This window comes from Pantoea sp. M_10, from assembly GCF_008631515.1.
Classification (GTDB): Bacteria; Pseudomonadota; Gammaproteobacteria; order Enterobacterales; family Enterobacteriaceae; genus Pantoea; species Pantoea anthophila.
Map to the genome: position 1 here is coordinate 281398 of NZ_VWUL01000001.1, position 12548 is coordinate 293945.

11 protein-coding genes are annotated in these 12548 nt (G+C 60.9%); 7 read left to right on the forward strand and 4 right to left on the reverse strand.

The genetic code is table 11. The features are described 5' to 3' along the window. Nucleotides 1-3: 3 nt before the first annotated feature. From F3I47_RS01375 to F3I47_RS01385, 3 genes are all read right to left on the reverse strand, one after another. Nucleotides 4-1827: a glycoside hydrolase family 15 protein gene (locus tag F3I47_RS01375; protein ID WP_046101845.1), complete on the reverse strand. Its 1824-nt coding sequence runs from the start codon at nt 1825-1827 to the stop codon at nt 4-6. Between the two features lie 90 nt (nt 1828-1917). Next, the gene (locus F3I47_RS01380; RefSeq protein WP_150029576.1) at nt 1918-2811 is read right to left on the reverse strand and encodes an SDR family oxidoreductase; all 894 of its coding nucleotides are present in this window, start codon (nt 2809-2811) and stop codon (nt 1918-1920) included. A gap of 264 nt (nt 2812-3075) precedes the next feature. After that, nucleotides 3076-4110, reverse strand: a complete 1035-nt coding sequence (locus F3I47_RS01385; protein WP_140925384.1) for a LacI family DNA-binding transcriptional regulator — start codon at nt 4108-4110, stop codon at nt 3076-3078. 214 nt (nt 4111-4324) lie between these two features. Here F3I47_RS01385 and F3I47_RS01390 point away from each other — a divergent pair, with 214 nt between their 5' ends. The 4 genes from F3I47_RS01390 to F3I47_RS01405 all read left to right on the forward strand — a co-directional run bounded on the left by F3I47_RS01390 (nt 4325) and on the right by F3I47_RS01405 (nt 9543). Further along, on the forward strand, nt 4325-5353 hold the full coding sequence (locus F3I47_RS01390) for an ABC transporter substrate-binding protein (RefSeq protein WP_150029577.1): 1029 nt from the start codon (nt 4325-4327) through the stop codon (nt 5351-5353). Nucleotides 5354-5443: 90 nt separating this feature from the next. Continuing rightward, complete coding sequence (locus tag F3I47_RS01395) at nt 5444-7666, forward strand: iron ABC transporter permease (protein WP_150029578.1); 2223 nt, start codon at nt 5444-5446, stop codon at nt 7664-7666. Continuing rightward, nucleotides 7663-8733, forward strand: a complete 1071-nt coding sequence (locus F3I47_RS01400) for an ABC transporter ATP-binding protein (protein ID WP_150029579.1) — start codon at nt 7663-7665, stop codon at nt 8731-8733. The genes F3I47_RS01395 and F3I47_RS01400 overlap by 4 nt, the downstream gene beginning before the upstream one ends. A 15-nt stretch (nt 8734-8748) precedes the next feature. Beyond that, nucleotides 8749-9543, forward strand: coding sequence for an inositol monophosphatase family protein (locus tag F3I47_RS01405; RefSeq protein WP_150029580.1), 795 nt, complete (start codon nt 8749-8751; stop codon nt 9541-9543). Between the two features lie 34 nt (nt 9544-9577). Here F3I47_RS01405 and F3I47_RS01410 read toward each other — a convergent pair whose 3' ends face one another. Continuing rightward, nucleotides 9578-10006, reverse strand: a complete 429-nt coding sequence (locus F3I47_RS01410) for an N-acetyltransferase (protein ID WP_058957943.1) — start codon at nt 10004-10006, stop codon at nt 9578-9580. A 187-nt stretch (nt 10007-10193) separates the two neighbouring features. On the opposite strand from F3I47_RS01410, the gene hipB reads away from it, so the two are divergent. The 3 genes from hipB (at nt 10194) to F3I47_RS01425 (ending at nt 12502) form a co-directional block, all read left to right on the forward strand. Next, nucleotides 10194-10442, forward strand: coding sequence for a type II toxin-antitoxin system antitoxin HipB (gene hipB / locus F3I47_RS01415; RefSeq protein WP_150029581.1), 249 nt, complete (start codon nt 10194-10196; stop codon nt 10440-10442). After that, nucleotides 10442-11755 carry a type II toxin-antitoxin system HipA family toxin gene (locus tag F3I47_RS01420; protein WP_140925376.1) on the forward strand — a complete coding sequence of 438 codons (1314 nt, stop codon included), beginning with the start codon at nt 10442-10444 and terminating at the stop codon, nt 11753-11755. Before hipB ends, F3I47_RS01420 begins: the two co-directional genes overlap by 1 nt. Nucleotides 11756-11857: 102 nt before the next feature. Continuing rightward, a complete protein-coding gene (locus F3I47_RS01425) occupies nt 11858-12502 on the forward strand; it encodes a LysE family translocator (RefSeq protein ID WP_150029582.1) in 645 nt (214 codons plus the stop codon). Nucleotides 12503-12548 lie beyond the last annotated feature (46 nt).

Below are 12548 nucleotides of genomic sequence, written 5' to 3' on the forward strand. Positions count from 1 at the left end.
CTCTTAAACCTCTCCTTTTGATTCCGATAGCGCCTGTGCCGCGCAGATCAGCGCCAGATGGCTCAGTCCCTGCGGCATGTTGCCACGCCAGCTCTGACTGCGGACGTCATACATCTCATTAAAGATATCGACGTTGCCCTGACCGTCCAGCGTCGCCAGAATCTCCTGCATCGCCTGTTCCGCCCGATCCCGGTCACCCATTTCCGCCCAGGCTTCCACCAGCCAGAAGGCGCAGGCGAGAAAGGTACTCTCCTCCTGCCTGACGCCGCTGTAGCGATAGAGCATGGCGCTGCCGTCGCCCAGCTTCTGCCGGATAGCGTGGTAGGTGGAGAGCATCCGCTGCGGATTAACCGCATTGCCATAGCTGTGCACCAGCGCCAGCGAGGCGTCCAGGCGAGCATCACTGCCGACGTAGAAGAGGTAAGCCTGCTGCGTTTCCGACCAGCAGTGCGACTCAATCCAGTCGCGGATACGGTCACGTTCCCGTTGCCAGCGGCCCAGCCAGGTCGGTTCGATATGTTTACTTTCCGCCAGCGCCACCGCCCGATCCAGCGCTATCCAGCAGGCCATTTTGGAGTGGGTATAGTGCTGCAGCTCCGGCAGCTCCCAGATGCCGCAATCTTTCTGTCGCCAGTTGTCGGCGCAGCAGTTCGCCAGGTCGCCCAGCAGGCGTGAGGTGGTGATATCCAGCACGTGGCCCGCTTCAATAAAGCGCTGCGCGGTCATGAGCATATCGCCATACATACTGAGCTGCAGCTGATCGCGGGCATTGTTGCCGATGCGCACCGGCTGAGAGTGCTGATAGCCGCTCAGGGGCGGATAACGCTCGGCGGGCACCTCATCGCCATTCAGGGTATAGCAGGCGCGCAGCCTGACGCCATGACGGATGATGGTCTGCGACAGCCAGGAGAAGGCCGCCTTACAATCTTCCAGCGCGCCGAGATAGACAAAGGCTTTGATAATCAGGCAGGCGTCCCGTACCCAGGCGTAGCGGTAATCATAGTTTTTCTCGCCGCCGATGCCCTCCGGCAGCGACGTGGTGGCAGCGGCGGCCAGCGCGCCGGTCGGGGAGTACCAGAGAAACTTCAGCGACAGGGCAGAGCGCCTGACCAGCGCCGGGTAGCTGCCGTCATAACTCAGGCTCTCCACCCAGCTGGTCCAGCCGGTGTGGCTGGTTTCAATCCGCTGGTCGATAGCCTCCAGCGGCGGTACGGCCAGCGGCTCCTTTTCGGTGATCAGCAGGGCGCAGAGCGAGCGGGAACCGGCGGTGGTGCGCAGCGTGGCGCAGACCTGTTCATCATCCAGTTCGGTAATGGTGATGTCGTCGCTGGTTCGGAACATCGCCATCGTTTCGGCGATGTGAAACACCTTGCCTTTCTCATTGTCGGCCACCCAAGGGGAACGGGTTTCAGCGGCGGTGCCGAAGCGCAGCGTGATCTGCAACTCCACCTCGCCCTCAACGCCTTCGATGCGGCGGGCCAGCTCACACCAGGGCAGACGGCCCGCCAGCGTGCTGTTGATCGATTCGGTAAGCAGGACGGCGCCGCTGTCGGTGTCAAAGCGGGTTTCCAGCACGTTGCTGTTGTCACGATAGCGTCGCGTAACCTGATAGCTGCCGCGCGGGACGACCTGAAAGTAGCCGCCCAGCCCGGCGTCCAGCAGGCGATCAAACAGCGGTTTCGCATCGAGATTGGGGGCACACCACCAGTCAATGGAGCCATCCGGCGCAATCAGCGCCACCGAACGGCCTTCACCAATGGCGGCATAGTCGCCCAGCCCCGCAAAACCTTCTTTTCTGACCGGCGAATGAAAAACCGGGTTTTCCATGTTCTTTTTCCTTATACCAGGCACAACGATTCGGAGGGGGAGAGAGGCAGGACAAAAAAATGGCCGCTTTACGCGGCCACCAGAAGGGGATTACAGGGTGCCGGTGCCGCCATCAGAGCACCAGACCTGACCGGAGGAGTAGCTGCTCTCGGTCGAGGCCAGGGTGACGTAGAGCGGGGCGATTTCAACCGGCTGGCCCGGACGGCCCATCGGGGAGTCGGCACCAAACTGCTTCACTTTCTCCATAGGCTGCCCGCCGCTGGATTGCAGTGCGGTCCAGTATGGACCCGGCGCTACCGCGTTGACGCGGATGCCGTCGCCGCCCAGCTGTTTCGCCAGGGATTTGGTAAAGGCCACAATCGCCGCTTTGGTCTGCGCATAGTCCAGCAGGATATCGCTGGGTTTAAACGCCTGCACTGACGAGGTGTTAATAATGGATGCGCCCCGTGGCAGATATTCCAGCGCCGCTTTGGTGATCCAGAACATTGCATAAACGTTGGTTTTAAACGTCGCGTCAAAATCTTCTGTACTCAGGGTACGAATGGACTCATTAAATTGCTGACGACCGGCGTTATTAACCAGAATATCCAGACCACCTAATTTGTCGGCCGCCTCTTTGACCAGCTTCTGACAGAATTCTTCTGAACGAATGTCACCGGGAATAGCGAAAACTTTACGGCCTTCCGCTTCGATTAATTTAACCACTTCATCGGCATCCGGCTGTTCTTCCGGCAGGTAGTTAATCACCACATCGGCGCCTTCACGGGCATAAGCAATCGCAACGGCACGGCCAATCCCGGAGTCGCCGCCGGTGATCAGCGCTTTGCGGCCGGTCAGACGACCGGTGCCACGGTAGCTGGTTTCACCGTGATCGGGAACCGGAACCATTTTGCTGGCAAGGCCTGGCGCCTGCTGGGGCTGATCCTCAAAAGGAGGCTTAGGAAAATGATCCAGATCGAGCGTCTTGTTAGTGGGTGTGGCCATTGTATGCTCCTTGAACAGTGTTATCTGAGACTGTAAGCCTGGCACAAATGTGATGTTTGTCACATCTGACTGCTGATTCATTGAGCAGATAAAACCAGAGTAAATTAATAATGCAGATAAAGCGTAGACAGGAAATCGCGATTGCGGGGCGAAGCGGCCGAATATTTTTCCGGGCAGAAGAGCACTATTTAAAGCGAAGCGTAAAACCGGTACTCAATTATTTCGCTGAGAAATAACGTACCGGCTGAAAATAAATAATGGCGCTCATCCGCCGCGCACCGATCCCCGCCAGACCACATCGACCGGATATATTTTCCGTGCCTGCGGCTGTTCTGCTCGCGGCAGGAGACTTTCCGGTTGCGCCTCCGCCGCCACCAGCCAGTCAATCGCATCGCGGGCGAACTGCTCTACCGGCTGCGCAAAGGTGGTGAGGTCGTAGGCGCTCCAGCCCGACTGCGCGATGTTGTCGTGTCCGATGATGCAGAGATCCTCCGGGATACGCAGCGCAAAACGGTGACGCGCCTCATCCATAAAGCCGCAGGCGAGCAGGTCGGTGGCGCAACAGACCGCATCCGGGCGGACGCTGCGCGTCAGCAGACGCTGCGCCAGAATCTGTCCGCTCTCATAGGAGGTGCTGCCGAACCGTTCCACCTGCACGGCAATGCCGGCCTGCTGCGCCGCAGTCAGAAAATCGGCTTCGCGTTTCAGCAGGCTCGGCGTTCCCGCCAGCGAATTCACAAAGGCGATGCGGCTGCAGCCTGCGCGCAGAAAGGCGTTAACCGCCATTTCCGCCGCCGGACGGGAGTCGAGGTTAAGGCTGAGCGTGCCGGGCAGGGCGTCGTCGCGGTTAATCAGCACCAGCTGCTGACCGTGCCGGTAGCAGAGCCGGGTAATGCCACTGTCAGGCATGCCGGAGAGAATGATCGAGGCGTCGGCGCGGAAATGGATCGCCTGCTGCAGCGCGGCGGAAACCCGCTCATCCGACCGGTCGGTGTTAATCAGCATCGCCACCTTGCCCGCTTCCTGCAGATACTGGGTCATCCAGCGCACCAGGCTGGCACGGTAGGGCGTATCCACCTCTGAGGCGATCAGGCAGACAATGCCGCTGCGGTTTCGTACCAGGCCGCGCGCCAGATGATTGACGTGATAACCCAGCTCTTCCGCCGCTTTCATTACCCGCTGCCGGGTGGCGTCCGACACGCTGGCCCCCGGTGTAAAGGTGCGGGAGACCGCCGAGCGCGAGACGCCCGCCCGATCTGCCACATCCTGTGCACTCACCACTGCCCTGGGCTGCTGCATCTTCTCTCCTCATCCTGCCGTTAACCGCACTGAGTCTGCCTGAAAATGCAAGGGTGTGCAAAAGATAACAGGGCATTGAATGTTTCAAATTTGTGACAGCGACTGACAATTGCTCAACAAGTGAATTGACAGCATGGCAGGGTCGCCGTACTACTTTGCACACATGTGCAAAAGCTGGCGCACGCCCTCATCATCCGGCCTCAAGGAGATCCCCATGCGTTATTCCTCTCTGCTCGCTGCTGTTATCGTCAGTTGCCCGGTGTTGCCGTTTGCGGCCACGGCGGCGGGCAGCCTTAATATGATCTGCTCCGCCGATGTGGTGGTGTGTGAACAGATGACCACGCTGTTCAGCCAGTCTCATCCCGATATCCGGCTCAGCATGGTGCGGCTCTCAGCCGGTGAAGCCTACGCCCGAATCCGCAGCGAGGCGCGCAATCCCCGCACCGATATCTGGTGGGCGGGCACCGGCGATCCGCACATGCAGGCCGCAGAAGAGGGGCTGAGCCAGCCCTACAAGTCCCCTTTACTTGACCAGCAGCAGCCCTGGTCACAAAAGGTGGCGGAGATTTCCGGTTACCGGACCGTTGGCGTTTATGCCGGTGCGCTGGGCTGGGGCTACAACACCCGCCTGCTGGCGGAGAAAAAGCTGAAGGTGCCTGCCTGCTGGGCGGATCTGCTCGATCCCGGTTTTAAGGGCGAGATTCAGATCGCCAACCCCAACTCCTCCGGCACGGCGTACAACACGCTGGCGACGCTGGTGCAGATCATGGGGGAAGATGACGCCTTTACCTACCTGAAGAAGCTCAACGCCAATATCTCGCAATACACCAAGTCCGGCTCGGCACCGGTAAAAGCGGCTGCGCGCGGTGAAACCACCGTCGGGATTGTCTTTATGCACGATGCGGTTGCGATGGAAGTTGAAGGCTTCCCGATCAAACCTGTCGCCCCCTGTGAAGGCACCGGCTATGAGATTGGCTCCATGTCGATTATCAAAGGGGCGCGCAACCTGGCGAATGCCCGGGCCTGGTATGACTGGGCGCTGAGTGCGGATGCGCAGTCCCATATGAAAGAGGCGAAATCGTTCCAGCTGCCCTCCAACCGTCAGGCGGAAATCTCCGAGTATGCGCCGCGTTTCGAGAACATCCGCCTGATCGATTATGACTTCAAAACCTATGGCGACTCGGCGAAACGCAGGGCGCTGCTGGGGCGCTGGGACAGAGAGATTGGTGCCAGCGCGCACTGAAGCGTGGCACGGCCCGGCCGTCAGACGCCGGGCACGGGCCGAACTGCGGTGGCATCAGCCAGTTGTCCGCTTCTCCAATCGAGGTGATGTATGAATGCGCACAATCGCCGTTTAACCGGCGCGCTGCTGGCGGGGGCCGTGGCCCTGACGCTGCTGCCCTGGTACAGCCTGGAGCAGGGATTCTTTGCGGGTGACTGGCTCTTTCGTTCTGCGGAGGAGAACAGTGCACCGGCCCTGTGGCAGCTCGGTCAGCAGCCCTGGCTTCTGGTCGCCGTGGCGCTGTGGGGAGGCGTTACCGCCTGCGCCTTTCTGCCTCCCGGCCGGACCCGCAGCACGCTGCTGCTGCTGTTCAGCGTCTCCGGCATCCTGTTTCTGCTGCTGGAGGGGCATGCCATTGGTTTCAGCGGCTGGAACTGGCTGTGGCTGGAGCACCTTACCGGGCCGCTGGCTCAGGGACAGCCCGCCATGGGCGCGGGGGCCTTACTGCTGCTGACCGTTTTTCTGCTGATCTTTGCCTTTGCGCTGGCAGAGCGCGGTGTCCTGAAAGGCGATGCCTTTGTGGTGGCGGCAATTGTGCTGCTGGTGGCGCTGGTCACCACCTTCGTGCTCTATCCGGTGCTCAGCCTGTTTGTCGCCGCGGTGCAGGACAGTGATGGCAGCTTTAAACCCGATGGGCTGATCGCCAGCCTGCAGGACCCGGCCATCTGGAGCCTCGGCTGTTTTACCGGCGGCAACTGCGGGACGGCCTGGCGAACGCTGGGACTGGCGCTGATGACGGCCAGCGGCTCGACGCTGCTGGGGCTGGCGTTTGCGCTGGCGGCGACGCGCACGGCACTGCCGTGTAAGAAAGCGCTGCGGATGCTCACCGTTCTGCCGATTATCACGCCGCCGTTTGTCATCGGTCTGGCGCTGATTTTGCTGTTTGGCCGCTCTGGCGTGGTCACCGAGTCGCTGGCGTCGCTGTTCGGCATTGCGCCGGGACGCTGGCTCTACGGGCTGACCGGGATCTGGATTGCGCAGGTGCTCTCGTTTACGCCGGTGGCCTTCCTGGTGCTGATCGGGGTGGTCGAGGGCGTCAGTCCCTCACTGGAGGAGGCGTCGCAGACGCTGCGAGCCAGCCGCTGGCGGACCTTCTCCCGCGTGTCGCTGCCGCTGATGGCTCCGGGGCTGGCCAACGCCTTTCTGATCAGCTTTATCGAAAGCATGGCGGACTTCGGCAATCCGATGGTGCTGGGCGGCAGTCACGGCGTGCTCTCTACGGAGATCTTCTTTTCAGTGGTCGGCGCGCAAAACGACCCGAGCCGCGCGGCGGTGCTGGCGATGATCCTGCTGGCCTTCACGCTGGCGGCCTTTCTGCTGCAGCGTCTCTGGCTTGCCGGGAAAAGTTTTACCACCGTCACCGGGAAAGGCGACGGCGGCCGTCATGCCATGCTGCCGCGTCCGGTCAGATTTGGCGTATACGGGATGGTGATCCCATGGGGGCTCTTTACTCTGGTGATCTACGGCATGATCCTCATTGGTGGCTTTGTCCACTCCTGGGGGCTCGACAACAGCCTGACGCTGGATCACTACATCCGCGCCTTCCGTGTCACCCTCACTCAGGGGGAGCTGGTGTGGCAGGGCGTGGCGTGGAACTCCTTCTGGACGACGCTGGAGATTGCCCTGATTGCGGCCCCCCTCACGGCGATTGTCGGGCTGCTGACCGCCTGGCTGATCGTGCGTCAGCGCTTTGCCGGACGGCAGACCTTTGAGTTCATGCTGATGCTGAGCTTTGCCATTCCCGGTACGGTTATCGGCGTGAGCTATGTCATGGCCTATAACCTGCCGCCGCTGGAGATAACCGGCACCGCGATGATCCTGATTGCCTGTTTTGTCTTTCGTAACATGCCCGTCGGGGTGCGTGGCGGCATTGCGGCGATGAGCCAGCTGGATAAAAGCCTGGATGAAGCGTCACTCACGCTGGGCGCAACCAGTTTCCGTACCCTGCGCAAGGTGGTGCTGCCGCTGCTGAAACCGGCCATCAGCGCGGCGCTGGTGTATGCCTTTGTGCGCGCCATTACCTCCATCAGCGCGGTGATCTTCCTGGTCAGCGCGCAGTATAACATGGCGACCTCGTACATTGTCGGGCTGGTGGAGAACGGTGAATATGGCGTCGCCATTGCCTACTCCTCGGTCCTGATCCTGGTGATGCTGCTGATTATTGGTCTCTTCCAGCTGCTGGTGGGCGAACGCCGCCTGCGCCGTGTCACCCGACCGGCGGCCCTCGCCGCCACTCCCTCTGCATCCACCCTGACTCAGGAGAGCACCGTATGACGACACATCAGGCCGGATCGGTGGTTTTTGACCATGTCTCAAAACGTTTTGCCGGCTTCAGTGCGGTGCCGGATCTGTCACTCACCGTGGAGCCCGGCACGCTGGTGACGCTGCTCGGGCCCTCCGGCTGCGGCAAGACCACCACGCTGCGGCTGCTGGCCGGGCTGGAGCACCCTGACGCGGGCCGGATCCTGATAGGTGGTAAGGATGTTACCCATCTGCCCGCCAACGCGCGGGACGTGGCGATGGTGTTTCAATCCTACGCGCTGTTTCCGCACATGAACGCCCTCGACAACATTCTCTATGGGCTGAACGCCTCGGGGATGAGCCGGCGCGAGGCGCAGGATCGGGCGCGTGAGGGGCTGAAGCTGGTGGGGCTGGAGAGTCAGGGGCAGCGGCTGCCCTCGGAGCTTTCCGGCGGGCAGCAGCAGCGCATTGCGGTGGCGCGCGCATTGGTGCTGGAGCCACAGGTGCTGCTGCTCGATGAACCGCTGTCGAATCTGGATGAGCGTCTGCGCCGTCAGGTGCGCACCGATATCCGCGATCTGCAGCAGCGGCTCGGCTTTACTGCGGTCTATGTCACCCATGATCAGGAGGAGGCGCTGGCGGTCTCCGATAAGATTATTGTCATGAAAGAGGGGGATATTGCTCAGGAGGGGACGCCGGAGACGCTTTACCATTCCCCCCGTTCGGTCTTTATCGCGGACTTTATGGGGGAAGCGAACATTCTACCCTGTGAGGTAGAGCAGGCCGGCGCGGAAGAGGCGCTGGTCCGTCTCGGCACGCAGCGCTTCCGGCTGCCCGGTGCGGGAGTGCGGACCGGCCCGGCTCAGCTGGCGGTGCGGCCCCGCTTCATAACCCTCTCCGGCGACGGACAGGGGGCACTGCAGGGGGAGATCACCCACAGTACCTGGCTGGGTGACCATATCGAATATGAAGTGGCCACTGAAATGGGCGCGCTGTTCATTATCGATCCGCTGATGGAGCAGCGTCTCCCGCTCGCCACCACGGTTGGCGTTAACTTCAGGGCGCAGGGGCTGGCCCTGATCGCGCACGAATCTGATTAAAACTGAGGAGCTGGCATGGCATCACATGATGAAATAATGGCGCGTCTGGCTGTCGCTGAGGCCGTTGCCCGTGAAGGCGGCGCGACCGCGCTTTCCTACTTTAACCGTCGCGAGACGCTGGTGGTGGAAACCAAATATGATCTGCAGGATGTGGTCTCGATTGCCGATCGTGACGTGGAGCAGCAGATCGCGGCCCATCTCCGCGCCGCCTTTCCCGATGACGGTTTTCTGGGTGAGGAGAGCGGTCTGCAGCCGGGAGCATCGGACTACACCTGGGTGGTCGATCCTATCGATGGCACCAGCCCGTTTCTGAACGGAATGCCAAACTGGTGTGTTTCGGTGGCCGTGCTGCGCGGCGACCTGCCAGTCATCGGGGTGATCTTTGCCCCCCTCTATGATGAATGCTACGTCGCGGCGCTGGGGCAGGGCGCGACGCTCAACGGCCGCCGTCTGGCCGTCGATCCGGCGCGCACGCTGCAAAACCACGTCACCGGATTCGGGGCGAACAGTCACGTGACCCCGCAGCAGGTTGGCGAGATCGTGGCCGCATTGCTGACGGCAGGCGGTAACTTTATCCGACTGGGTTCCGGCGCGCTGATGCTGGCATGGGTGGCCGCCGGACGGGTGGTGGGTTACTACGAGCCCTATATGCACGCCTGGGATTGTCTGGCGGGCTACTGCCTGGTGAAAGAGGCGGGCGGCTGGTATCACCCGTTTAATACTGAAGGCGACCGCCTTACCCGCGGTGCGCAGGTTCTTGCCGTGGCACCCGGTGCCCAAGCCGACCTGCGCCGCATCGCCGGGCTGTGACCCTGTCACGCCAGCGCGATGCGGATCGGTGTGGTTATGCCGGCCGGAGTCTCTTCGTCAGATAGTGACGCTGCATGCCGGTCTGCGGAAAGTCGGGCAGGGACATCTGCTGCTGATATCCCTGCTTCTGATAGAACGGCAGCGCCTGAAAGCTGAACGTATCCACCAGCGCACAGAGACATCCGTCCGTCACCGCCGCCTGTTCCGCCGCGCTGAGCAGTTCACTGCCCAGACCGCTGCCCCGCAGCGTCTCGTCCACCCACAGAAAATCGATACAGAGCCAGTTTCCTTTGCGGGACGCGATTAATCCGCCCCGTAATGTCCCCTGTGTGTCGCGATGCATGACCGACAGCGGCCCCCAGTTCTCAGTCTGGATAAACTGCCGGTTGTACCCGCCGAGTCCCGCCAGTAGTGCTTCGCGGTCCTGCTCGCTGATCTGATGGGTGATGCTGAATCTGCTCATTCTCTTCCTCTTTTCTCCGTGGATTCTGCGTCCTGAATTATCCCTCATAAGGGATAAAACTCTCTTTATCCTCTTCAGGGTATAAAGGGCAATTTATCCCTTAAAGAGGATAAAAACACATTTATACCCTTTCGGGGATAATACGGCTGCGCTATGCTTACCCTCTGTGATCCAGAAGGAGTCACCCATGATATATAGTCCGATTCAGCTGGCAAACCGGCTGAAACTTATCCGCCAGCGCAACGGCTGGACCCAGAGTGAGCTGGCAAAAAAAGTGGGCCTGAAGCAGGCGACGATCTCTCACTTTGAAAATGCACCTGACAGCTCCTCACTGGCTACGCTGTTTAAGCTGCTGCAGTCGCTGGAGCTGAGCCTGGAGGTTCAGGAAAAAGCGACACCGGCGCCAGCGCCACTCAATGGCGAGGATGACTGGTGATGCAGAAGCTGATGGCCTGGATGAACGGCGAGCGGGTGGGGGTGCTGACCCGGCAGCGAAACGGCGCACATGAGTTTGAGTATGATGCAGGCTGGCTGCGTAGTCCGCTGGCGCGTCCCCTTTCCCTCTCTATGCCGCTGCAGGTCAGGCCGATCACCTCCGCCGCCGTGATTAACTTTTTCGATAACCTGCTGCCTGACAGCCCGGCGATCCGTGACCGGATTGTGGCGCGCTATCAGATAAAATCCCGCCAGCCGTTTGATCTGCTGCAGGAGGTGGGACGAGACAGCGTCGGCGCGACCATGCTGCTGCCGCCGGAGATGCCGCTGCCGCCTCTGCAGGCACGCTATGAGGTGCTGGATGAGGCGCGGCTGGAGAAGGTGTTGTCGGCCTATCAGTCCGACATTCCACTGGGGATGCTGCGTGAAGAGACCGATTTTCGCATCTCGGTGGCCGGCGCGCAGGAGAAAACGGCCCTGCTGCTGACCGATGAGGGCTGGAGCATTCCGGCCGGGGCGACGCCCACCTCCCACATCATCAAGCTGCCCATCGGGGAGATTAAGCAGCCTGCCGCCACCCTGGATATGCGCGAAAGCGTGGAGAATGAGTATCTCTGTCTGGCGCTGGCCCGGGCGCTGGGAATGGCGGTGCCGCAGGCGACCATTATCCGCGCCGGGGCGATGCGGGCGCTGGCGGTGGAGCGGTTTGACCGGCGCTGGTCCCGCGATAAGACCCGGCTGATCCGGCTGCCGCAGGAGGATATCTGCCAGGCGCTGGGGCTGCCATCCTCAACCAAATATGAGTCAGACGGCGGGCCGGGCATAGAGACGATCATGCAGCTGCTGATGGGCTCCAGCCAGGCGATAGCGGATCGCTACCGCTTTATGCAGTTTCAGGTTTTCCAGTGGCTGATCGGCGCAACCGATGGCCATGCAAAAAACTTCTCCCTGTTTATTGAGCGCGGCGGCAGTTACCGGCTGACGCCATTTTATGACGTCATCTCAGCCTACCCGGTACTGGGTGGCACCGGCCTCAACAAGCGGGCGCTGAAACTGGCGATGGGGCTGTGCGCCACCAAGGGTAAAAAGATGGCGATCGACAAAATCTATCCGCGCCATTTTATCGCCACGGCAAAGCGCGTCAGTTTTGATCCGGCCAGTATGGAGGAGATCTTTGACTTCTTTATCCGGGCCTTTCCCCAGGCGGTAATCTCGGTGCGGGATGCGCTGCCCGCCGATTTTCCGCAGCACATCGCCGACGCCATTTTCAGTCACTCACTGATCATGCTGGAGCGGTTACGGCACAGAACGTGATGGAGAGCGCGCGCACCGGTAAGAGGATGATGGCATTTGGAAAAGGGCGTCCGGGCTGATAAGTTAACGAAAGGTTAAATCTTATTGCTGTCAGGAGTCTTCATGCTGGATATTGTTCATTTTCCGCTGTTTCTGGCGTCGGTGGTGCTGCTCTGCATTACGCCGGGCCCCGATCTCGCTTATGTTGTCGGACAAAGTGTGGCTCGGGGGCGACAGGCCGGTGTTCTCTCGGCGTCGGGCGTGGCGCTGGGAAGCTGTACGCATGCAATTGCCAGTGCGCTGGGCTTAACGGCGCTGATTGCGGCCTCGCCGCTGCTGTTCACCGTCATCAAATATACGGGCGCAGCCTACCTGATCTATCTGGGGACGAAGATGATCGTGGCGACGTTCCGCGTCCGTCACGTCGTCAGACCGGAGGGAGTGGAGGCGGTCGCACAGACCGAAACCCGTCAGCTGCTGCTGCGCGGCTTTATTACCTCAATAACCAATCCCAAAGTGCTGCTGTTCTTCATCGCCTTCTTTCCTCAGTTTGTGACGGTGGAGGGCGATCATCATGCCGTCTCCTTTCTGCTGCTGGGTCTGGCCTATGCGCTGACGGGCCTGATAACGGATGTGCTGTTTGCCCTGCTGGCAGGCGGTGCCGCCGGCGCCGTTGCGAAGAATCAGACTCTGCAGAAGGCGCTCGATCGGGTGGTGGGTGCCACCTTTATCGGGCTGGGCATCCGTCTGGCGCTGACGCGTCGCTAACCGCTTTTCATCCCGCCCGAAACAGACCTGTCTCCCCTGAAACCGG

Bases quoted from the DNA above. Each gene is read 5' to 3' on its own strand.
- F3I47_RS01375 (WP_046101845.1), bottom strand. From the start codon at position 1,827: ATGGAAAACCCGGTTTTTCATTCGCCGGTCAGAAAAGAAGGTTTTGCG.
- F3I47_RS01380 (WP_150029576.1), bottom strand. From the start codon at position 2,811: ATGGCCACACCCACTAACAAGACGCTCGATCTGGATCATTTTCCTAAG.
- F3I47_RS01385 (WP_140925384.1), bottom strand. From the start codon at position 4,110: ATGCAGCAGCCCAGGGCAGTGGTGAGTGCACAGGATGTGGCAGATCGG.
- F3I47_RS01390 (WP_150029577.1), top strand. From the start codon at position 4,325: ATGCGTTATTCCTCTCTGCTCGCTGCTGTTATCGTCAGTTGCCCGGTG.
- F3I47_RS01395 (WP_150029578.1), top strand. From the start codon at position 5,444: ATGAATGCGCACAATCGCCGTTTAACCGGCGCGCTGCTGGCGGGGGCC.
- F3I47_RS01400 (WP_150029579.1), top strand. From the start codon at position 7,663: ATGACGACACATCAGGCCGGATCGGTGGTTTTTGACCATGTCTCAAAA.
- F3I47_RS01405 (WP_150029580.1), top strand. From the start codon at position 8,749: ATGGCATCACATGATGAAATAATGGCGCGTCTGGCTGTCGCTGAGGCC.
- F3I47_RS01410 (WP_058957943.1), bottom strand. From the start codon at position 10,006: ATGAGCAGATTCAGCATCACCCATCAGATCAGCGAGCAGGACCGCGAA.
- hipB (WP_150029581.1), top strand. From the start codon at position 10,194: ATGATATATAGTCCGATTCAGCTGGCAAACCGGCTGAAACTTATCCGC.
- F3I47_RS01420 (WP_140925376.1), top strand. From the start codon at position 10,442: ATGCAGAAGCTGATGGCCTGGATGAACGGCGAGCGGGTGGGGGTGCTG.
- F3I47_RS01425 (WP_150029582.1), top strand. From the start codon at position 11,858: ATGCTGGATATTGTTCATTTTCCGCTGTTTCTGGCGTCGGTGGTGCTG.